The organism is Microbacterium sp. 67-17, assembly GCF_001898325.1.
GTDB classification, from domain to species: Bacteria; Actinomycetota; Actinomycetes; order Actinomycetales; family Microbacteriaceae; genus Microbacterium; species Microbacterium schleiferi.
Window position 1 is genome coordinate 32,173 of record NZ_MKTR01000016.1, and the last position, 19,951, is coordinate 52,123.

The 19,951-nt window shown below is 66.7% G+C and carries 22 protein-coding genes and 1 tRNA gene; 15 read left to right on the plus strand and 8 right to left on the minus strand.

The window, feature by feature from the left end; genetic code table 11:
- The first annotated feature begins 7 nt into the window (after positions 1-7).
- The 3 genes from BGO47_RS07325 to BGO47_RS07335 are packed head-to-tail and all read left to right on the plus strand — an operon-like array spanning position 8 to position 2,156.
- A complete protein-coding gene (locus BGO47_RS07325) occupies positions 8-280 on the plus strand; it encodes a HypC/HybG/HupF family hydrogenase formation chaperone (protein ID WP_292710032.1) in 273 nt (90 codons plus the stop codon).
- Complete coding sequence (gene hypD, locus BGO47_RS07330) at positions 280-1,410, plus strand: hydrogenase formation protein HypD (RefSeq protein WP_292710034.1); 1,131 nt, start codon at positions 280-282, stop codon at positions 1,408-1,410. The genes BGO47_RS07325 and hypD overlap by 1 nt, the downstream gene beginning before the upstream one ends.
- Positions 1,407-2,156 carry a DUF6390 family protein gene (locus BGO47_RS07335; protein ID WP_292710036.1) on the plus strand — a complete coding sequence of 250 codons (750 nt, stop codon included), beginning with the start codon at positions 1,407-1,409 and terminating at the stop codon, positions 2,154-2,156. The genes hypD and BGO47_RS07335 overlap by 4 nt, the downstream gene beginning before the upstream one ends.
- On the opposite strand, the gene BGO47_RS07340 is transcribed toward BGO47_RS07335, so the two are convergent.
- From BGO47_RS07340 to BGO47_RS07355, 4 genes are read right to left on the minus strand one after another with little or no spacing between them, the layout of a single operon-like run.
- A complete protein-coding gene (locus BGO47_RS07340; RefSeq protein WP_292710038.1) occupies positions 2,131-2,943 on the minus strand; it encodes an ABC transporter ATP-binding protein in 813 nt (270 codons plus the stop codon). The genes BGO47_RS07335 and BGO47_RS07340 overlap by 26 nt on opposite strands.
- Positions 2,940-3,590 (minus strand): cobalt ECF transporter T component CbiQ, encoded by a 651-nt coding sequence (cbiQ, locus tag BGO47_RS07345; protein WP_292710040.1) that lies wholly within the window; start codon positions 3,588-3,590, stop codon positions 2,940-2,942. Before cbiQ ends, BGO47_RS07340 begins: the two co-directional genes overlap by 4 nt.
- A 27-nt stretch (positions 3,591-3,617) precedes the next feature.
- Complete coding sequence (locus BGO47_RS07350) at positions 3,618-3,938, minus strand: PDGLE domain-containing protein (protein WP_292710042.1); 321 nt, start codon at positions 3,936-3,938, stop codon at positions 3,618-3,620.
- Complete coding sequence (locus BGO47_RS07355; protein ID WP_292710044.1) at positions 3,935-4,624, minus strand: energy-coupling factor ABC transporter permease; 690 nt, start codon at positions 4,622-4,624, stop codon at positions 3,935-3,937. The genes BGO47_RS07350 and BGO47_RS07355 overlap by 4 nt, the downstream gene beginning before the upstream one ends.
- Positions 4,625-4,749: 125 nt before the next feature.
- On the opposite strand from BGO47_RS07355, the gene BGO47_RS07360 reads away from it, so the two are divergent.
- A complete protein-coding gene (locus BGO47_RS07360; RefSeq protein ID WP_292710046.1) occupies positions 4,750-5,229 on the plus strand; it encodes a transcriptional repressor in 480 nt (159 codons plus the stop codon).
- Between the two features lie 71 nt (positions 5,230-5,300).
- On the opposite strand, the gene BGO47_RS07365 is transcribed toward BGO47_RS07360, so the two are convergent.
- Positions 5,301-6,896: an isocitrate lyase gene (locus BGO47_RS07365; protein ID WP_292710048.1), complete on the minus strand. Its 1,596-nt coding sequence runs from the start codon at positions 6,894-6,896 to the stop codon at positions 5,301-5,303.
- Between the two features lie 32 nt (positions 6,897-6,928).
- Positions 6,929-8,569 carry a malate synthase A gene (gene aceB, locus BGO47_RS07370; RefSeq protein ID WP_292710300.1) on the minus strand — a complete coding sequence of 547 codons (1,641 nt, stop codon included), beginning with the start codon at positions 8,567-8,569 and terminating at the stop codon, positions 6,929-6,931.
- A 187-nt stretch (positions 8,570-8,756) separates the two neighbouring features.
- Here aceB and BGO47_RS07375 point away from each other — a divergent pair, with 187 nt between their 5' ends.
- Complete coding sequence (locus BGO47_RS07375) at positions 8,757-10,244, plus strand: helix-turn-helix transcriptional regulator (RefSeq protein ID WP_292710050.1); 1,488 nt, start codon at positions 8,757-8,759, stop codon at positions 10,242-10,244.
- An 11-nt stretch (positions 10,245-10,255) separates the two neighbouring features.
- On the opposite strand, the gene BGO47_RS07380 is transcribed toward BGO47_RS07375, so the two are convergent.
- Positions 10,256-11,626 carry an FAD-binding oxidoreductase gene (locus BGO47_RS07380; protein ID WP_292710052.1) on the minus strand — a complete coding sequence of 457 codons (1,371 nt, stop codon included), beginning with the start codon at positions 11,624-11,626 and terminating at the stop codon, positions 10,256-10,258.
- 111 nt (positions 11,627-11,737) lie between these two features.
- Here BGO47_RS07380 and gabT point away from each other — a divergent pair, with 111 nt between their 5' ends.
- From gabT to rplA, 10 genes are all read left to right on the plus strand, one after another.
- Entirely contained in the window at positions 11,738-13,093 is a 1,356-nt protein-coding gene (gene gabT, locus BGO47_RS07385; RefSeq protein WP_292710054.1) for a 4-aminobutyrate--2-oxoglutarate transaminase, read from the plus strand.
- A gap of 38 nt (positions 13,094-13,131) precedes the next feature.
- Positions 13,132-14,496, plus strand: a complete 1,365-nt coding sequence (locus BGO47_RS07390) for an NAD-dependent succinate-semialdehyde dehydrogenase (protein WP_292710056.1) — start codon at positions 13,132-13,134, stop codon at positions 14,494-14,496.
- 72 nt (positions 14,497-14,568) lie between these two features.
- Positions 14,569-15,009, plus strand: a complete 441-nt coding sequence (locus BGO47_RS07395; RefSeq protein WP_292710058.1) for a pyridoxamine 5'-phosphate oxidase family protein — start codon at positions 14,569-14,571, stop codon at positions 15,007-15,009.
- Between the two features lie 46 nt (positions 15,010-15,055).
- Positions 15,056-15,877, plus strand: coding sequence for a hypothetical protein (locus BGO47_RS07400; RefSeq protein WP_292710060.1), 822 nt, complete (start codon positions 15,056-15,058; stop codon positions 15,875-15,877).
- Positions 15,874-16,356 (plus strand): hypothetical protein, encoded by a 483-nt coding sequence (locus BGO47_RS07405; RefSeq protein WP_292710062.1) that lies wholly within the window; start codon positions 15,874-15,876, stop codon positions 16,354-16,356. The genes BGO47_RS07400 and BGO47_RS07405 overlap by 4 nt, the downstream gene beginning before the upstream one ends.
- A gap of 149 nt (positions 16,357-16,505) precedes the next feature.
- A tRNA-Trp gene (locus BGO47_RS07410) sits at positions 16,506-16,578 on the plus strand.
- A gap of 45 nt (positions 16,579-16,623) precedes the next feature.
- Positions 16,624-16,887 (plus strand): preprotein translocase subunit SecE, encoded by a 264-nt coding sequence (gene secE, locus BGO47_RS07415; RefSeq protein ID WP_292710064.1) that lies wholly within the window; start codon positions 16,624-16,626, stop codon positions 16,885-16,887.
- Positions 16,888-16,955: 68 nt separating this feature from the next.
- Positions 16,956-17,969: a transcription termination/antitermination protein NusG gene (gene nusG, locus BGO47_RS07420; RefSeq protein WP_292710066.1), complete on the plus strand. Its 1,014-nt coding sequence runs from the start codon at positions 16,956-16,958 to the stop codon at positions 17,967-17,969.
- 104 nt (positions 17,970-18,073) lie between these two features.
- Positions 18,074-18,505 (plus strand): 50S ribosomal protein L11, encoded by a 432-nt coding sequence (gene rplK / locus BGO47_RS07425; protein WP_018172800.1) that lies wholly within the window; start codon positions 18,074-18,076, stop codon positions 18,503-18,505.
- A 14-nt stretch (positions 18,506-18,519) separates the two neighbouring features.
- Positions 18,520-19,212 carry a 50S ribosomal protein L1 gene (gene rplA / locus BGO47_RS07430; RefSeq protein ID WP_292710068.1) on the plus strand — a complete coding sequence of 231 codons (693 nt, stop codon included), beginning with the start codon at positions 18,520-18,522 and terminating at the stop codon, positions 19,210-19,212.
- Positions 19,213-19,263: 51 nt separating this feature from the next.
- Here the strand turns inward: rplA and BGO47_RS07435 are convergent, their stop codons facing one another.
- A complete protein-coding gene (locus BGO47_RS07435; RefSeq protein WP_292710071.1) occupies positions 19,264-19,926 on the minus strand; it encodes a LysE family transporter in 663 nt (220 codons plus the stop codon).
- Between the last annotated feature and the right edge of the window lie 25 nt (positions 19,927-19,951).

Genomic DNA, 19,951 nt, shown 5'->3' on the forward strand with positions numbered 1-19,951 from the left:
GTCAGCCATGTGTCTCGGAATCCCCGGTGAGATCGTCGAGGTCGTCGATGCCGACGAACACCTCGCGTCGGTCGAGGTCAGTGGTGTTCGCCGCGTCATCTCCACGCGGCTGCTCGCCGACGAGCATGTCGGAGTCGGGGACTGGGTGCTGGTGCACGTCGGCTTCGCGATGAGCAAGATCGACGAGCACGAGGCCGATGTCACCCTCGATCAGATCCGAAAACTCGGGCGAACCTACGACGAAGAGCTCGAGGCCTTCATGGAAACGGAGATCGTCTGATGCGCTTCGTCGATGAGTTCCGCGACCCCGCCGCAGCCCGGTCGCTGCTCGGCGTCATCGAGGCGCAGACGCAGCGACTCGGCCGCACGCTGTCGTTCATGGAGGTGTGCGGCGGTCACACCCACACGATCTATCGGCACGGGCTCGAGCACCTCCTTCCCGAGGCCGTGCAACTCGTGCACGGACCCGGATGCCCGGTGTGCGTCATCCCGATGGGGCGCGTCGATGACGCGGTGTGGCTCGCACATCGCCCCGGAGTGATCTTCACGACTTTCGGTGACATGATGCGCGTGCCCGGCACCGAGGGCAGCCTCCTGCAGGCGCAGGCAGCGGGCGCCGACGTTCGCTTCGTGTACTCGCCGCTGGATGCCCTGAAGATCGCGATCGACAACCCCGACAAAGAGGTCGTGTTCTTCGCTGTCGGTTTCGAGACGACTGCCCCATCGACCGCCGTGACGATCGCCCGTGCTGCAGCGCTGAATGTCACGAACTTCTCGATCTTCTGCAACCACGTGCTGATCGAGCCGCCGTTGCGCGCGATCCTGGATGCCGACGACCTCGACCTCGACGGCTTCATCGGCCCCGGACACGTCTCGACGGTGGTCGGAACGACGGTCTTCGACTTCATTCCCGCCGAGTATGGGCTTCCCATCGTGGTGACGGGCTTTGAGCCGCTCGACATCCTGCAGTCTGTCGAGATGTTGCTGGCGCAGTTCGAGGACGGCCGCTGCGAGGTGGAGAACCAGTACGCGCGGGTGGTGCGGCGCGAGGGGAACCCTGCCGCACTGGCGCTCATGCAGCAGGTTTTCGCGGTGCGCGACACCTTCGAGTGGCGAGGCCTCGGCTACATCCCTCGGTCCGGGTACGGCATCCACCCCGACTACGAACGATTCGACGCCGAGAAGAAGTTCGCGCTGCCCGGTGTGCGGGTGGAGGACCCGCCGGCCTGCGAGTGCGGCAGCGTCCTGCGGGGCGTGATCAAGCCCTGGGAGTGCAAGGTGTTCGGCACCGCGTGTACCCCCGAGACCCCGATCGGTACCTGCATGGTCTCGCCCGAGGGGGCCTGTGCCGCGTACTACAACTTCGGTCGGCTCCACCGGGAGGCGGCCCAGGCCGTGGCCCGCGTGTGAGCGCCGACTCGAGACCGCACGGGGAACGACTGTTCGCGCGGTACGCGTACCACCCGAACGAGAAGGGCTACTGCGGCCCCGATGGCGCACCCCTGCTCGCGGAGGTGGCGCGCGGTGAGGGGGCTGGGGTGGACGTCCGGGGGGCGGCTACCCGCTTCTCGGGTGCCTGGCCGTATCTGACGGTCATCGGGAGCCTCCTCGCGTGCGATCCGCTCGATGAGAGGGCGGTGCGGGCGTACTGGACGGGTTCTGTCGAGGGAGACGCCATCGATCCCGCCGTCTTCTGGCGTGAGCTGCTCGCGATCATCGGTCCGCGCGCCGGATCGTACTGGGCATATCTCGACGAGTCTCTGGCGGCCGAGGCGGCTCCTCACCACGCCTTCCACGTCTTTGGGGTCTACCCCTGGACACGGTTGCTCAGCACCGGTCGGCCAGAGCCCGTTGAGGTTCTGGAGTCGTGCGCGATACTGCCTGCCACGGTGCTGCACACGGATGCCACGCACTGGCGCGTACGCGGACCGCGGTTGGTCTACCGCGAAGGGGTTCTCGTGCTCGATGACTCCGACGAGGCTGACGCCGAGCGCGATGTCTCGGTACCCTTCGATGACACTGCGACGGCGGGAGAGAGCGTCGCCATCCACTGGGGCGCGGTAGCCGAAGTCCTCGACGGCGACACCGCCGGCGGGCTCGAGGATCGCGTGGGTGCCCAGCTCGCGCGGGTCAACGCTCGGCTCGCGGCATCCTGACCTGTCCTGGCGCCGAGCCGCGCCCGGTCACGGCGTCACGGGGTGGACGCGGCGCTCGCGGATCGAATCCCCACGGCAGCTCGAGGCCGTGCGCGCTCAGGAGGTCGGCGTCGGAGAGGATGTCGACCGTCGAGCCGTCGGCGACGATTCGGCCCTCGTCGAGGATCACCGACCGAGGGCACAGCTCGAGGGCGTAGGGGAGGTCGTGGGTGACCACGATGATCGTGGCGTCGAGTGCATCGAGGGTCGCAGACAGGTCGCGCCGGGCCCTCGGGTCGAGGTTGGAGGTCGGTTCATCGAGCACGATGACCTCCACATCCATCGACAGGATCGTTGCGATAGCCGCGCGGCGTCGCTGGCCAAGCGACAGCCGACCGGGCGCCGTGTCTCGATGGTGCTCGAGTCCAACCTGGGTCAGAGCCTCGGTGACCCGCGACTCCAGCTCGGGTCCGCGCACGCCATAGTTTCCGGGGCCGAATGCGACATCCTCCCCGACCGTCGGGAGAAACAGCTGGTCGTCGGGGTCTTGGAAGACGACGCCCACCCGGCGGCGGATCTCGGGCAGCGCCCCTCGACCCACCGGCGTTCCGCCGATCTCCACGACTCCACGATCGGGAAGGTGGATGCCATTGAGGTGGAGCATGAGCGTCGTCTTGCCCGCTCCGTTCGGTCCGAGTACCGCGACGCGCTCGCCGGCCGCGATCTCGAGGTCGACCTCGTGCAGCACGCGAGCTCCGGAGGGGTAGGCGAAACCGACCCCGCGCACCGATACGGATGCCGAACTCATCCGGCTCCACCCCGCGAGAGCATCGCGAGGTGGACGCGCTCGCCGCGGGCGTGGGAGCGCACGATGACCGATCCCGCGGCCTGCGCGATGATCCGCCACGACGCGAGGCCCCGAGCGCGGAACCCCCGCGATTCGCGAGCGATGCGCATCCGCCGGGTCTCCTCGACGATGAGATCCAGGTAGCGGATCATGAAGCCGATGATCGAGGTGAGGACCGCGGGGAGGCGGAGCTGACCCAGCGCCTGCACCATCCGCCGTGGCTCGGTGGTCGAGATGAGGACGGTCGCGGCGCCCACGGCGAGGGTCGCCTTGGCCAGGAGCGCCCATGCGCCCCAGAGCCCCTCAACAGCCAGCGTGAAGGGACCAACCTCGATCGTCGGCCCTGTGGCGATGAAGGGAAGCAGCAGCGCGAACACGACGAAGGGCAGCTCGATGGTCATCCGTCGTGCCACGACCCGGGGTGGCACGCGCGCGATCACCAGCGCTGAGAACACCAGCAGCGCGTACACCGCGAAGGCGAGGAACCAGTCACGGGGAGTGGCGACCACGACAGCGGCGAAGGCCACCGTCCCGACTAACTTCGTCCGTGCGGGGGCGCGGTGCAGGAGGGAGGTTCCCTCGCGATGCCCCCAGTCCAGCGTGCTCACCGCATCGCCCTTATCCGGCGCACTGTGTCAGCCGCGCCGTGCGAGACGGCCGAGAAGCCACGCCAGAGCGAAGGTGATGCCGCATCCGACGACACCGACGATGAGGATCGACAGCCAGTTCCCGTCGAGTCCGGCCACTGTGTAGTCGGCCAAGGGTGAGCCCGCCGTCGCACTGTCTTGCGCGGCGCTGCTGAAGCCGACGGCCTCCGCGACGAACTCCAGCCCGTCGGGGTTTGATGAGGCCCAGATGCTGACGACCGTCGCGATCACCAGCGCGATGCCTAGAGCCCAGAGAGTGAAGGTGCGTGTGGAGATCCGGCGCCCTGAGGGGGCGGAGGAGGTGCTCATACCAGTGCCGCCTCTCGGGTCGGGGTCGCTCCGGATCGCTGGAAGCGCGCTCCATATACGAGGTCTGGACGAGTAGCGAGTACGGCGGCGACGATGAGTCCGGTGATGATCGCCTCGCCGATCCCGATGAGAGCGTGCCAGCCGACCATCGCAGCAAAGACTGCCTCGATCGGCACTGCCACCTGACCGCCGATCGCGAACAGGCCGACGAACGCGATTGCCGACGCGGGGACAGAGAGCAGGCCACCGATACCTGCGGCCACCGCGATGGCCCATCGGTGTGCAGGCAGCACGCGGACAAGGCCCCGGAACACCCACCAGCCGACGGTGATCGTCACCAGCCCCATCAGCGTGATGTTGGTCCCGAGGGCCGTCAGCCCGCCGTCGGCGAACAGAAGGGCCTGGACGATGAACACGGCACTCAACGCGAGCACCGCTGTCCACGGACCCAGCAGCACGGCCGCCAGCGCACCGCCCAACAGGTGGCCGCTCGTTCCCGCGCCCACGGGGAAGTTGATCATCTGTGTGGCGAAGATCACCGTGGCGACGATTCCCACCATCGGGGCCTTGCGGTCATCGGCCATCTCGGCGCGTGAGTTCTTGATCGCCAGGGCGATGGCTCCCGCCGCCACGACCCCCGTAGCAATCGAGACCGGCACGCTGAGGAATCCGTCGGGTACGTGCATCGGCCCTCCTCGGGTGACCATGCGGTTTGGGATTGCGCTCACACTATTGCGACTCAGTCGCATTACACAAGAGTCGAAATCTCCGCCGTGCCGCCATTCGGAGGGGCGTGTGCCACGATTGCCGAATGGGTGCGCCACACGACCACGAGCACCTCCACGCGGAGGCTCCCGTGAGCCTTGCCGACGCCGCGCTGGCGCAGCTCTCCGAGCGTGGCGAGCGCATCACGGCAGCACGTCGCGCCGTCATCGGGGTGCTCGCGGCCGAGCATGAGCACCGCACGGCGGAGCAGATCGCGGGTGCTGTCGCTGACCTCGGCATCCATCGGGCTACGGTCTACCGCACGCTCGAGATGCTCGACAGCCTGGGGGTGGTCACCACGCGTCCGGTTGGGCAGGGTTCGACCGGCTATCACCTCGCCACCGGGGAAGACCGGCACGCGCACCTTCACGGGGTCTGCCGCTCGTGCGGGGTCGTCGTCGCGCTGCCAGCCGATTTGCTTGCCTCGGCGGCTCGATCGGCCCGGAACGCGAACGGCTTCGCGCTTGAGCCCGCGCAGAGCTCGCTCGTGGGCACCTGCGCGGACTGCGCTCGCGGCGTCTCCTGAACGGGACGGCGCCCCACGAATGACGGATGCCTCGGACGGCGTCGTCCGAGGCATCCGTGTCTTCTCGATGATCAGCTGAACTGGTTCATCGTGTTGTGCTGCCCACCCGCTTTGAGGGCAGCGTCGCCGGCGAAGTACTCCTTGTGGTTGTCGCCGATGTCGCTTCCTGCCATGTTCTGGTGCTTGACGGTCGCGATGCCCTCGCGGATCTCGCGGCGCTGCACGCCCCGCACGTAGGCGAGCATCCCGTCGTCGCCGAAGTATCCCTTCGAGAGATCATCGGTCGACAGGGCCGCTGTGTGGTAGGTCGGCAGGGTGATGAGGTGATGGAAGATTCCGGCCCGGGCTGACCCATCCCGCTGGAACGTACGGATCTTCTCGTCGGCCAGCCGGCCGAGCTCGGTGTCGTCGTACTCGACGCTCATGAGCTCCGCCCGATCGTAGGCCGAGACATCCTTCCCTTCCGCGGCGAGGGTGTCGTAGGCCTGCTGACGGAAGTTCAGCGTCCAGTTGAACGAGGGGCTGTTGTTGTAGACCAGCTTCGCGTTCGGGATCTCCTCGCGGATCGCATCCACCATGCCCGCGATCTGCTCGACGTGGGGCTTCTCGGTTTCGATCCACAGCAGGTCTGCGCCGTTTCGCAGCGACGTGATGCAGTCCAGCACGCAGCGGGCCTCACCCGTCCCGGGGCGGAACTGGTAGAGGTTGCTCGCCAGGCGCTTGGGACGCAGGAGCTTGCCATCCCGCTTGATGACGACATCCCCGTTGCCGAGGTCGGCATCCGAGATCTCCTCGACGTCGAGGAACGCGTTGTACTGGTCGCCGAGGTCGCCGGGCGCGTGCGTGACCGCGAGCTTCTGTGTGAGCCCTGCGCCGAGCGAGTCGGTGCGCGCCACGATGATGCCGTTGTCGATGCCTAGCTCCAGGAACGCGTAGCGCACCGCGGTGAGCTTGGCGATGAAGTCCTCGTGGGGAACCGTCACCTTGCCGTCCTGGTGACCGCACTGCTTCTCGTCCGAGACCTGGTTCTCGATCTGGATCGCGCAGGCACCGGCCTCGATCATCTTCTTGGCCAGCAGGTACGTCGCCTCGGGGTTACCGAATCCGGCGTCGATGTCGGCGATGATCGGCACCACGTGGGTCTCGTAGGTGTCGATCTGGGACTGGATGAACTCCGCCGCTGTGTCATCGCCGGCCGACCGCGCGGCATCCAGCTTGGTGAACAGCAGGTCAAGCTCGCGCGCGTCGGCCTGGCGCAGGAACGTGTAGAGCTCCTCGATCAGCGCGGGCACCGCGGTCTTCTCGTGCATCGACTGGTCAGGCAGCGGCCCGAACTCCGAGCGCAACGCTGCGACCATCCACCCCGAGAGGTAGAGGTAGCGCTTGTTCGTGCTCTTGAGGTGCTTCTTGATCGAGATCAGCTTCTGCTGCCCGATGAAGCCGTGCCAGACGCCGAGCGACTGCGTGTACAGCGAGGAGTCGGCGTCATACTCGGCCATGTCGCGGCGCATGATGTCGGCGGTGTACTGGGCGATCTCAAGGCCGGTGCGGAACCGGTTCTGTGCCCGCATCCGTGCCACGGACTCGGGGCTGATGGCATCCCAGCTGGAACCGTGCCGGTTCTTGAGCTCCCGGATGGCGGCGATGTCGTCCTGGTAGGTGGTCATGTCTTGTCCTTCGTCGTCGGTCTCGGGCGCAGTCAGTCGGTCTCGACCAAGTAGCGCGAATAGGCGGGGAGGGTGAGGAAGGCGGGGAAGTCGCTTCCGAGCGCCACCTCGCGGAAGATCGCCGCCGCGTCGTCGAATCGGTCGCCCTCGAAGCGAGTCACCTCACCCCGCACCTGTGTGATGAGGCCCTCGACGTACTCGCGGGTGATGGGCGTGCCGTCGTCGGTGGTGCGGTCCTGGTGGATCCACTGCCAGATCTGCGAGCGGCTGATCTCAGCCGTTGCGGCATCTTCCATGAGGTTGTCGATGGCGACGGCACCGAGCCCGCGCAGCCACGCTTCGATGTAGCGGATCGCTACCGACACGTTGCCGTAGACACCGGATGCCGTGATCGGGCGACCGATGTGCACGTCGATCAGGTCAGCGGCGCGTACCGACACCTCGGGGCGCTGCCGGTCGAGCTGGTTGGGCCGGTCGCCGAGCACGGCGTCGAACTCGGCCCGAGCGACGGGGATGAGGTCGGGGTGGGCCACCCACGTGCCGTCGAACCCGTCGCCGGCCTCGCGCTTCTTGTCGGCGGCCACCTTCTCGAAGGCACGCTCGGTGACCTCCGGGTCGCGGCGGTTGGGAATGAACGCGCTCATGCCTCCGATCGCGAACGCTCCCCGCTTGTGGCAGGTCTTCACGAGCAGCTCCGTGTAGGCGCGCATGAAGGGCACCGTCATGGTCACCTCGCTGCGGTCCGGAAGGACGAACCGTGCGCCACGGCCGCGGTAGTTCTTGATGATCGAGAAGATGTAGTCCCAGCGCCCAGCGTTCAGGCCAGCGATGTGGTCCCGCATCTCGAAAAGGATCTCCTCCATCTCGAACGCGGCAGGCAGGGTCTCGATCAGCACCGTTGCTCGGATCGTGCCGTGCTCGATGCCGAGGTATCGCTCGCTGAACGTGAACACGTCGTCCCAGAGCTTGGCTTCTTCCGCTGACTCGAGCTTGGCGATGTAGAAGTACGGACCCACGCCGTTCTCGATCAGCTGCTTCGCGTTGTGGAAGAAGTAGAGCCCGAAATCCACGAGCGAACCCGAGGCATCCATCGTGCGCCCGGTGCGGTCGGTGTAGCGCAGGTGCTTTTCGATCAGGTGCCAGCCGCGCGGGCGCATCACGATCGTGGGGGTCTGTTCGGCCGTGACCTCGTACGTCTTTCCCTCGGGATTCGTGTACCGCAGTTGCCCGCGGATCGCGTCGTACAGGCTCAGCTGACCCTCGATCACGTTCTTCCAGGTGGGGCTGGTGGCGTCCTCCTGGTCGGCGAGCCACACCTTCGCTCCCGAGTTCAATGCGTTGATCGTCATCTTCGGATCGGTGGGGCCGGTGATCTCGACGCGCCGGTCTTCGAGGCCGGGGCCGGCGCCTGCGACCCGCCACTCGTCGTCGTGACGGATGTGCGCGGTGTCGTCGCGGAACTGCGGGTCGTGGCCGTTGCCGATCTCGAACCGGCGGCGCATCCGGTCGGCCAGGCGGTCGTGGCGGCGAGCCGAGAACCGGGAGTGCAGCTCGGTCAGGAACGCGAGGGCGTCGGGCGTGAGGATCTCGTCGTATCGGTCACGGATCGGCCCGACGACCTCGAGCACCGCCGCGGCGCTCGAGGTCGGCACGGGAGCCGTCCGGGCGGGCATCGGGGTCGTGGTTGCAGTCATGGCGCATCCGTCCTGTCTGATCTCTCATCCGCCGGCTTCGTCATCCGGTGGATCGACGCCGGTCTTGGTCGTCGTGCACCTACTCTCCGTGAAGTTTCAGTGCTCAGTAGGCCAGAATCCGTGTGAAGATCGCGCGAAATTCTGCATATGTGACAGAATTGGCGACATGACCAGCCTTGCTGCGTCGGAAGACTCCGTTCCGACGACCACAACGGATGACGACGATGTCATCGACACCCTCACGATCGGCAGGCGCATCCGCCAGTTGCGTACCGAGCGGGGAATGACCCTCGACGACCTGGCGGCGCTGGTCGACCGTGCCCCGAGCCAGCTGTCGATGATCGAGAACGGAAAGCGAGAGCCCAAGCTCACGCTGCTGCGCACGATCGCGCGCGCTCTCGGGACGAATCTGGACGCGCTGCTGGAATCCGAGCCGCTGGATGAGCGCGCAACGATGGAGGTCTCCCTCGAGCGGGCGATGCGGGGGCCAACCTTCCAGGCGCTCGGAATCTCCCCCTTCCGCATCGGTCGCTCCCTCCCCGACGAGGTGCTCGCGGCGATGCTTGCGTTGCAGGGCGAGATCGAGCGGTTGCGGGACGAACGGGCAGCCACACCGGAAGTGGCGCGCCGCGCGAACCTGTCCCTGCGCCGACTCATGACCAGTCAGCAGAACTACTTCGCTGACCTCGAAGCTCACGCCCGCGACCTGCTTGCCGCCGTCGGGCACACCGGAGGCCCGCTCACCCAGCGCACGGCATCCGACATCGCCGCCCACCTCGGGTTCACGATTCACTACGTCTCTGATGTGCCCCTCACCACCCGCAGCGTTCTGGATCTCAAGCACGGCCGGCTCTACCTATCGAGCACGATCGCGAGCAAACGGGATGCCCGCACCGCGGTGCTGCAGTCGCTAGCGAGCCGCATCCTGGGGCACGACGAGCCCGCGAGCTACGGCGACTTCCTTCGCCAGCGCGTGGAGATCAACTATCTGACGGGGGCGCTTCTGATGCCGGAGGCCGACGTCGTTCCTTTCCTGCAGGAGGCCAAGTCTCACCGAGCCCTCTCCATCGAAGACCTGCGGGACGCGTACTCGGTCTCGTACGAGACTGCCGCTCACCGCTTCACCAATCTCGCGACGGTCCACCTTGACCTACCCGTTCACTTTCTGAAGGTTCATGAGTCGGGCACGATCACCAAGGCCTACGAAAACGATGACGTGAACTTCCCGACCGACCGGTTCGGCTCCATCGAGGGGCAGATGTGCTGTCGCAAGTGGACGAGCCGCGTCGTCTTCGACATCCCCGACCGATTCAATCCGTACTTCCAGTACACCGATACCGGGAACGGCACCTACTGGTGCACGGCCCGCGTCGAGCCCTCCTCCGAGGGGCTCCATTCGATCAGCGTGGGCGTGCGCTTCGACGACACCAAATGGTTCATCGGGCGCGAGACCACCAATCGTGGCGTCTCCCGGCACTCGGTGGAGGTGTGCTGTCGCCGTGCGCCGGCAGAACTCGAGTCATCCTGGCGCGGTCATTCCTGGCCGAACGTGCGCACCCCGCGCACGCTGCTCGCCACGCTCCCCACCGGGGCATTCCCGGGCGTGGACACCACAGACGTGTACGAGTTCCTCGAGGCTCACGCACCCGACTGAGCCGGGCGGAATCAGCGCCCGGCGATGAGGTCGGCCACCCGCGCCAGAACAGATGTCCGTGATCCGCCGCGGGCTTCGAGCCGGTCGGCGCCGCGGTATGCGGCATAGATGGCGTTCACGGCTGTCCACCGCAGCGGTTCGATCTCCCACCGCTTTGCGCGATGCCCCACCCAGGGAAGCCGCGTGAGATCGGTGTCACGGCGCAGCACCAGGTCGGCGAGCGTGCGTCCGGCGAGATTGGTTGCCGTCACGCCCGTTCCGACGTAGCCGCCTGCCCAGCCAAGGCCCGTCGCCAGGTCGAAGCCGACGGTCGCCGACCAGTCGCGCGGCACGCCGAGCACACCGGCCCACGCATGGGCGAGGGGCACACCGCGGGTGGCCGGGAAGAAGTCGTGCAAGAGATCGGTGAGAGAGCGGATCGTGCGCTCCTGCGTCAGTCCGTTCGTATCGACGCGGGATCCGTACCGATACGGGACGCCTCGACCCCCGAACGCGATGCGATCGTCAGCAGTTCGCTGCGCGTACATATAGACGTGGGCGAAATCCCCGAGAGTTTCTCGCCCCGACCAACCGATCGCGTCCCATGCCCCGGCAGGCAGCGGCTCGGTGACGATCATCGATGAGTTCATCGGCAGCCACGTGCGGTGCTCGCCACGCAGGTTCGCGGTGAAGCCTTCGGTGGCGCGGATGACCGCATCCGCGCGGACCGTGCCCCGGTCCGTCTCGACGCGTCCGGGTTCGATCGATCGAGCTGTCGTCTGCTCGAAGATCCTCACCCCCGCCCTTTCCGCAGCCTCGGCAAGGCCCGCCGCGAGCTTCGCGGGGTGGATGCGTGCGCAGTGCGGATGCCAGATCCCGCCCAGTGCGCCGGCGACGTCGATACGGGATCGCGTGGCCGCGGCATCCAGTTCTTGCACGTCGGTGTGCGGCCATGACAGTTCTTCGGCAGCCCTCTTCCGAAGCCGGGCGAGCTGCGCGGGGGTGCGGGCGATCTCGAGTTCGCCGCCCCTGATGATGTCGGAGTCGATGCCCTCGCGGCGTGCGATCTCGATCACCTCGCTAACGGTGTCGTTGAGCGCCCGCTGCTGCGCGATCGCGGCATCCCGTCCGTAGCGGGCGACGTAGTGCCCCCGCCCTCCCGTGACCGAGTTCGTCAGCCAACCACCGTTGCGGCCCGACGCTCCGAAGCCGGCGAAGCTCTGCTCGATCACACCGACGCGCAGGTCCGGCTGGGCCTGCTTGAGGTAATACGCCGTCCATAGTCCGGTGTACCCGGCACCGACGATGCAGACATCGAGCGCGAGGTCGCCAGGAAGCGGTTCACGCGGCGGTGGCGTCCCGCCGATGTCTCGCCACCACCACGACACGCCGCCATTAATCACGCAATGATTCTCCCACGACGGGAGCCGTCGCGTAAGTGGCCATCGACGACGGATTCCGACGTTCGAGTTGCACGGGTCGCGCGCGATCGATCGTCCAGCTATCCTCACGACATGAGCCAACTCGATAGCCTCACGGTCCCGCTCGGCGGCCCCTCCCTCCCGCAGGAGCGGCGCCTCGTCACGTCCATTCCGGGACCGCGCTCGCAGGAGCTCATGACCCGCAAGGCGGCTGCCGTGTCGGCGGGCGTGGGGCACACCGCACCGCTGTCGATCGTCGCGGCGGGCGGCGGCATCCTGCTGGATGCCGATGGGAACTCGATCGTGGACCTCGGCTCCGGAATCGCCGTCACCTCGATCGGCAACGCGCACCCCGCCGTGGTCGCGGCAGTGCAACAGCAGGTAGCCCAGTTCACTCACACGTGTTTCATGGTGGCGCCCTACGAGCCCTACGTTGCCGTGGCCGAGGCGCTCAACCGCATCACTCCGGGCGATCACGAGAAGAAGACCGCACTGTTCAACTCGGGTGCTGAGGCCGTCGAGAACGCGGTCAAGATCGCCCGCAAGCACACGGGGCGCCAGGCCGTCGTCGCCTTCGATCACGGTTACCACGGCCGCACGAATCTCACGATGGCCCTCACCGCCAAACACATGCCCTACAAGGCAGGATTCGGCCCGTTCGCTCCGGAGATCTACCGGGCGCCGATGTCGTACCCGTACCGAGATGGGCTCGACGGTGCTGCGGCGGCCAAGCGGGCGATCGGTGTCATCGAAAAGCACGTCGGGGTGACGGATGTCGCGGCGATCATCATCGAGCCGATCCAGGGCGAGGGCGGGTTCATCGTTCCCGCAGACGGCTTCCTTCCCGCCCTGCAGGAGTGGGCGAACGCCAACGGGGTCGTCCTGATCGCGGACGAGATCCAGACAGGCTTTGCCCGCACCGGCGCGATGTTCGCGAGCGACCTGTTCGGTATCGTCCCCGACCTCATCACGACGGCCAAGGGCATCGCCGGTGGGCTGCCGCTTGCTGCCGTCACCGGACGGGCCGAGATCATGGATGCCTCGCACACGGGTGGCCTCGGCGGGACCTACGGCGGCAACCCCGTTGCCTGCGCCGCCGCCCTCGCTGCCATCGAGGTCTACGAGGCCGAGGACCTGTCGGCCCGCGCGCGGCACATCGGTGAGGTTCTCGAACGGCGGCTGCGAGAGATCCAGGCATCCGACCCGCGCCTCGGCGACATCCGGGGGAAGGGAGCCATGATCGCGGTCGAGTTCGTGGACCCTGCCACGGGGGACCCGGATGCTGCCCTGACCTCGCGTGTGGTGCGTGCGGCCCTCGATGAGGGCGTGCTCATGCTCACCTGTGGGACCTACGGCAATGTGATCCGTTTCCTGCCACCCCTGGTCATCGGCGATGACCTCCTCGAGGATGCTCTGGACGTGCTGGCGCATGTCCTGTCATCGTCGTGACCAACCGACCACCGTTCGCTGCCGACCGAGGAGGACCCATGAGTACCTACGCCGTCGTCAACCCTGCCACCGGGGAGACGCTTGCCACCTACCCCACCATGACGGATGCTGAGGCCGCCGCTGCGGTTGCGGCAGCTGACGATGCCTACCGCACGTGGGGTCGCGCCTCCGCTCCTGCCGAGCGGGCGGAGCTCGTGCGGCGCGCGGCGCAGCTGCACCGCGAGAGGCGAGAAGAGCTGGCCGAGATCGTCGTGCGCGAGATGGGTAAGCCGCTGTCCGCGGCTCTCGGGGAGGTCGATTTCGCTGCCGACATCACCGAGTACTACGCCGACAACTACGAAAAGATCACCGGTGACACGCCTCTCGACATCCTCGCCGAGGGAACTGCCGTCATCCGCCGTTCGCCACTGGGTGTGCTGCTGGGCATCATGCCCTGGAACTTCCCGTACTACCAGGTCGCACGTTTCGCTGCCCCGAATCTGGTGATCGGCAACACCATCCTGCTCAAGCACGCACCGCAGTGCCCCGAGTCGGCAGCGGCGATCGCGGCGATCTATCGGGATGCCGGGTTCCCGGAGGGAGCCTACGTCGATGTGCGGCTGACCAACGAGCAGGCCGCGACGGTGATCGCCGACCCTCGTGTTCAGGGTGTCTCGGTCACCGGTTCGGAGCGTGCGGGTGCCGCCGTCGCCGAGATCGCCGGTCGCAACCTCAAGAAGGTCGCACTCGAGCTCGGCGGCTCCGACCCGTTCATCGTGCTCTCGACCGACGATCTCGACGCCACAGTGGGGATGGCGGTCGAGGCGCGGCTCGACAACAACGGCCAGTCCTGCAACGCCCCCAAGCGCTTCATCATCATCGACGAACTGTACGACGCGTTCCTCGAGAAGTTCGTGGCGGCCATGGCTGCGGCTCCCCTCGGTGACCCCTTCGCCGATGACACGGTGATCGGCCCCCTCTCGTCGCTGGCTGCGGCCGAGCGGCTCGAAGATCAGGTGAACCGCGCCGTCGCGCAGGGAGCCACGGTCGAGCTTGGTGGCGCCCGGGACGGTGCGTTCTACCCCGCGACCGTGCTCACCGGTGTCACTGCCGACAACGACATCTACCGCGAGGAGCTGTTCGGTCCAGCGGGGGTGGTCTACCGGGTCGCCGACGAAGCCGAGGCGGTCGCCGTGGCCAACGCGACAAGTTACGGACTCGGCTCCTACGTGTTCACGACCGACCCCGCGCAGGCCGAGCGGATGGCCGACGCCATCGAGGCCGGCATGGTGTACGTCAACATTGTGCTCGCCGACAGCCCCGAGCTTCCCTTCGGTGGCGTGAAGCGCTCTGGCACCTCGCGGGAGATGGGCCTGCTCGCCGCTGATGAGTTCGTCAACAAGAAACTCATCCGCGTCGCCTGAGCCCTTCGTTGCGGGCGCCGCCAGGGCCAAGGGTCCCTAGCGTCGCCCGCGACGCGCGCCCACAATGAGGGCATGGAAGAGATGATGGACGATGTCGTCGCCACTCTCAGCGATGCCGAGTGCTGGCAGCTTCTGGCGGGCGAAGAACTGGGGCGCCTGGTCACCCGGGTCGGAGATGTCCTGGACATCTTCCCCGTCAACTACGTCGTCGACCGGGACACTGTCGTGTTCCGCACCGCCGCGGGAAGCAAACTCGTCGAGCTCACCGTCAACGACGAGGTGCTCTTCGAAGTCGACCACTACACCGATGCTGCGGCGTGGAGCGTCATCGTTCGCGGGCGCGCTCAGCGCCTTGCGACCGAGGAAGAGGTCGAGGACGCCGACAAGCTTCCGCTTCGGCCCTGGTTGCCGACGTTGAAGTATCACTACGTCCGCGTGAGCGCCGAGTCCATGTCTGGCCGCAGCTTCCGCCGCGGGCCCGAGCCCGATCGCTACGGTATCGCCGACTACTGAGCAGGGCGCGCGGTGTGCGGGCGGCGTGATGCCCGATCATGGTGAGGTGAACCCCGCGCGGCTGTGGATTCCGGTGCTCGCCGGAGCTGCCACCGTCGCGCTCGGAATCTCCGCGGTCATCGGGCTGGAGTGGCTGACATCGGACCGCAGGCCCACCGCGGTCACGGCATCCCAGTCGGATGCCATCGCCGACGTGTTCGCCGAGAGCAGGGCCTTCGCTGCCGAGATCCGTGGCGCCCGCGGTCGGTACGTCGAGGCTGCTGCTGCATGGGAGGCTGACGCAGCGTGGATCACGCAGTGGCGGGAGCAGGATGCTGCCCCGCAACCTGCGGCCCCCAACCCGGGTGGGCAGGCCTTTCCGGGCGATGACCCGCAGGGGCGTGCGTTCCTGGATGCGATCGGAGCCGCTGACGTCACGGTGATCTTCGATGCCGGCCCGGAAAATTGCGGATACGCCGGGCAGGAGGACGGCCCGCGAGTGCTCGTGGTCGGTGGCTGCTATCAAACCGGCTACCCCGGCTGGCTCTTCGTTGCGTGGGAGCCGGGAGTCGAGGACCTGGCCTGGCCGATCTTCGTGCACGAGGCCATGCACTGGTACCAGTACCAGAACTACTTTCCTTACCTGCTGGCGGCCGAGCGTGCCGGAATCACGCACGACGACTATGAGTGGGCGCTGGAGACCGATGCGAGCTGCCGCGCGGTGTACGAGCACGGCATCGACCCATCCGCCTTCGAGGGCTCATCGTCGCCGTGCGACATCGGCGACTGGCACGACGGGTGGTTCGTCGACCAGCTCGCTGGGCTCGGGGTGCGCACGAGTGCTCCGACGTCCGAGGAGTTCGAAGTCAGCGCGGTGGTTCGCCCATGATCGGGGGTCAGCGTGCGCTGCGGGCGCGGAGTACAGCGATCCTCGCGGTCGGTCTGCTGTCGGCATCCGTGCTGCTCGCGGGGTGCGCTGGGCCTGATATCGCTGAGCTCGAGTCGGATGCCGAGTCTGCCTTCGACGCACTGGTGGCTGCGGCGGGGGCGGTCGAGGAAGGGGTCCTTCGTACCCTCGAGTTGACGGGCCCGGAGGAGCAGGCCTGCGGCGAGCAGGATCGCGGCATGCAGCGTGCGTTCACCGCCGTCGGCTCCGTTTCGGTGGGGGCGGACTATGCGGCCGAGGATGCTCTCGTCGATGCCGTCACGGCGGCGATCGATCCCGAAGAGTGGACGCCGATCGACGCCGACGGGGTCGCGGGCAAGGATGGCGCCTGGGTCGACGAGGGCGGCATCGTCGCAACCGTCAGCTACGACTCACCGCTTCTGGTGATTGCCGTCTTCACGCCATGCCTGGACACCCCGTGAGGCTCGGGGGCAGTTCGCCCGTCGGGAGGGCATGCCGTACACTGGACCTGCAGTAGAAATCTGCATTCTTTCGCCGTGCCCGCGATCGGGCGACCCCCTTCTTTCACGTCGCGGCAGAAGACTGCAGCACCTAAGGTCCTCGGGCCTTTAGGGCGGTAGCTCAATTGGCAGAGCAGCGGTCTCCAAAACCGCAGGTTGCAGGTTCGATTCCTGTCCGCCCTGCGCGTCAGCGCAAGCTGGCACAACAGAAGCAACCAGGTGGGATACATGGTCCAGGATGACGGCAAGGGCGAGATCGTTGCCAGTGGCAGCGCTCCTCGCGAGAAGAAGCTGAACGTCTTCGCGCGGATCGCCCTGTTCATCCGTCAGGTCTTTGCGGAGCTTCGTAAGGTCGTCACCCCGACGCGCCAGGAGCTCCTGAAGTACACGGCAGTCGTGCTCGGGTTCGTCGTCATCATGATGGCGCTCGTGTACGGGATGGACTTCGTGTTCCTCTGGGTGACGACACAGGTCTTCGGCGTTCCCGCCTGACCTGCTCGTCCTCACGGTGCGGGCAGGATGCTGCGTCGCGCCCGATCAAATGGAAGTGAACGAAACACGTGTCTGAACGATTTCTCGACGACGCCGACTGGGCGCCCTCGGCCGAGCAGTCCTCCGAGGAGGACGAGGCCCAGGAGGGCAACGAGCTCGCGCGCGAAGAGCACCAGAGCGATGCGGCCGAGCATGTCGCCATCCACATCGAGGATGAGGACGACGACGTGGACTACTCGGACGACGATGACGTCGAGGTGAACGACCCGGAGGCTGATGCGATCGTGAACGATGCACTCGAGATCGACGAGGCGGCGGAGGCTGAAGCTGCAGCCGAGGTCCTCGCCGACGACCTCGCTGAGGAAGAAGCCGAGCGTGCCGCCGAGGCTGCCGAGGAGATCACCCCGTACGACGGGCCCGAGCTCGAGGACGATGCCGACCAAGACGGCGACGAGACCGAGGAAGACCCGTACGAGGCGTTCCGCGCCGAACTGCGGGCGCTGCCGGGCAAGTGGTACGTCATCCACTCCTACGCCGGCTTTGAGCGCAAGGTGAAGGCCAACATCGAGCAGCGTAAGTCGACGCTCGAGGTCGAAGAAGACATCTACCAGATCGAAGTTCCGATGGAAGATGTCGTCGAGATCAAGAACGGCCAGCGCAAGATGGTCACCCGCGTGCGCATTCCCGGCTACGTGCTGGTGCGTATGGAACTGAACGAAGACACCTGGTCGGTCGTTCGCCACACCCCCGGCGTCACCGGGTTCGTCGGCAACGCGCACAACCCGACTCCGCTGCGTTTCGAAGAGGCCTTCACGATGCTGAAGTCTCTCGTCGAGGTCAAGGAGACCGCTCCGGCCAAGGGCGGTGCCGCCAAGAAGGGTCAGCCGGTCGCTCGCGCGATTCCGGCGGAAGTCGACTTCGAGGTCGGCGAGACCATCACGATCAAGGAAGGCTCGTTCGCGGGTCTTCCCGGCACGATCAGCGAGATCAAGCCCGAAAGCGGCAAGCTCACGGTTCTCGTTTCGCTGTTCGAACGCGAGACTCCGGTCGAGCTGTCGTTCGACCAGGTGACCAAACTATAGAGTGACCAAGCTCTAGCGGTCACCACCCAGACCACCGCTCCCGGAACGGCCGGGCTGCGGGAGAGAGGATGCCGACGGCATCCGCTCGATGAAAGGAAAGAAGAATGGCACCGAAGAAGAAGGTGACCGGCCTGATCAAGCTTCAGATCAACGCCGGTGCAGCCAACCCGGCGCCGCCGATCGGGCCCGCGCTCGGTCAGCACGGCGTCAACATCATGGAATTCTGCAAGGCGTACAACGCCGCGACCGAGTCGCAGCGCGGCAACGTCATCCCCGTGGAAATCACCGTCTACGAGGACCGCAGCTTCACGTTCATCCTCAAGACCCCGCCGGCAGCTGAGCTGATCAAGAAGGCCGCGGGCGTGCAGAAGGGTTCCAAGACCCCGCACACCGTCAAGGTCGCGAAGCTCACCAAGGAGCAGGTGCGCCAGATCGCCGAGACCAAGATGCCCGACCTGAACGCGAACGACATCGAGGCAGCCTCGTTGATCATCGCCGGCACCGCCCGTTCCATGGGCATCACGGTCGAGGACTGAGGGGGATAACGACAATGGCTACCAAGTCCAAGGCTTACAACGAAGCAGCTTCGAAGATCGAGGCCGGCAAGTTCTATTCGCCGAGCGAGGCCGTGAACCTGGCGAAGGAGACGGGCTCGAAGAAGTTCGACTCCACCGTCGAGGTCGCCCTCAAGCTCTCGGTCGACCCGCGCAAGGCAGACCAGATGGTGCGTGGCACCGTCATCCTGCCCCACGGCACCGGCAAGACCGCACGCGTCATCGTGTTCGCAACCGGTCCTGCTGCCGAAGCGGCGATCGCTGCTGGTGCTGATGAGGTCGGCGGCGCCGAGCTCATCGAGAAGGTCGCCGGCGGCTACACCGCGTTCGACGCTGCAGTGTCGACCCCGGAGCTGATGGGCCAGGTCGGGCGTCTGGGTAAGGTCCTCGGTCCCCGAGGCCTCATGCCCAACCCCAAGACCGGCACCGTGACCCCCAACCCCGCCAAGGCGGTCGAGGAGATCAAGGGCGGAAAGATCGAGTTCCGCGTCGACAAGCACGCCAACGTGCACTTCGTCGTCGGCAAGGCCTCGTTCTCGGCCGAGCAGCTCGACGAGAACCTGAAGGCTGCGCTCGACGAGATCGTGCGCCTCAAGCCCTCGAGCTCGAAGGGTCGCTACATCCAGAAGGGTGCAGTGTCGACCACGTTCGGCCCCGGCATCCCGCTGGATGTCAACAGCATCGCCTGAGCAAAGCTCTCAAACGACAACGGCCTCCGCTTCGGCGGGGGCCGTTGTCGTTCAGGCACCCAGAACGAGACTCACACCGAGGGTGATCATGACGAGGGCGATGATGGCGTCGAGGATGCGCCAGGCTCGCGGCGTGGCGAGCCACCGCCCGAGATACCGTGCTCCGAACCCGAGTGCGCTGAACCAGAGGACACTCGCGGCCACGGCACCGAGCGCGAAGACCCAGCGGTCTTCCCCGTGGGAGTTGGCGACCCCGCCGAGCAGAAACACTGTGTCGAGATAGACGTGCGGGTTGAGCCACGTGAGGGCCAGCACCGTGAGCAGAGTCGTCGATAAGCGCGTTCTCGCGGTCATGACGAGAGCACGTCGGTCGCCGGGGGCGACGGGTGAGGCGGTGCCGACCGGGTCCACGACGACGAGGGTTTCGGTCGAGGGGCGCCAGGCCCGTTTGGCGGCGAGCAGACCATACCCGACGAGGAACGCGGCGCCTGCCCATCGGACGGCTGTGACCAACCACGGCAGGGCCGCCAGTGCGAGCCCGACCCCCGAGACACCCAGCACGATGAGGGCAGCGTCGGATGCGGCGCAGACGACCACGACAGCGAGGACGTGCTCGCGCCGAATGCCTTGACGCAGCACGAACAGGTTCTGCGCGCCGATCGCGACGATCAGCGAGAGGCCGAGGCCGAGGCCTGCCAGCACGGGAGTGAGCACCTCTTGACGCTAGCGAGGCCGACGG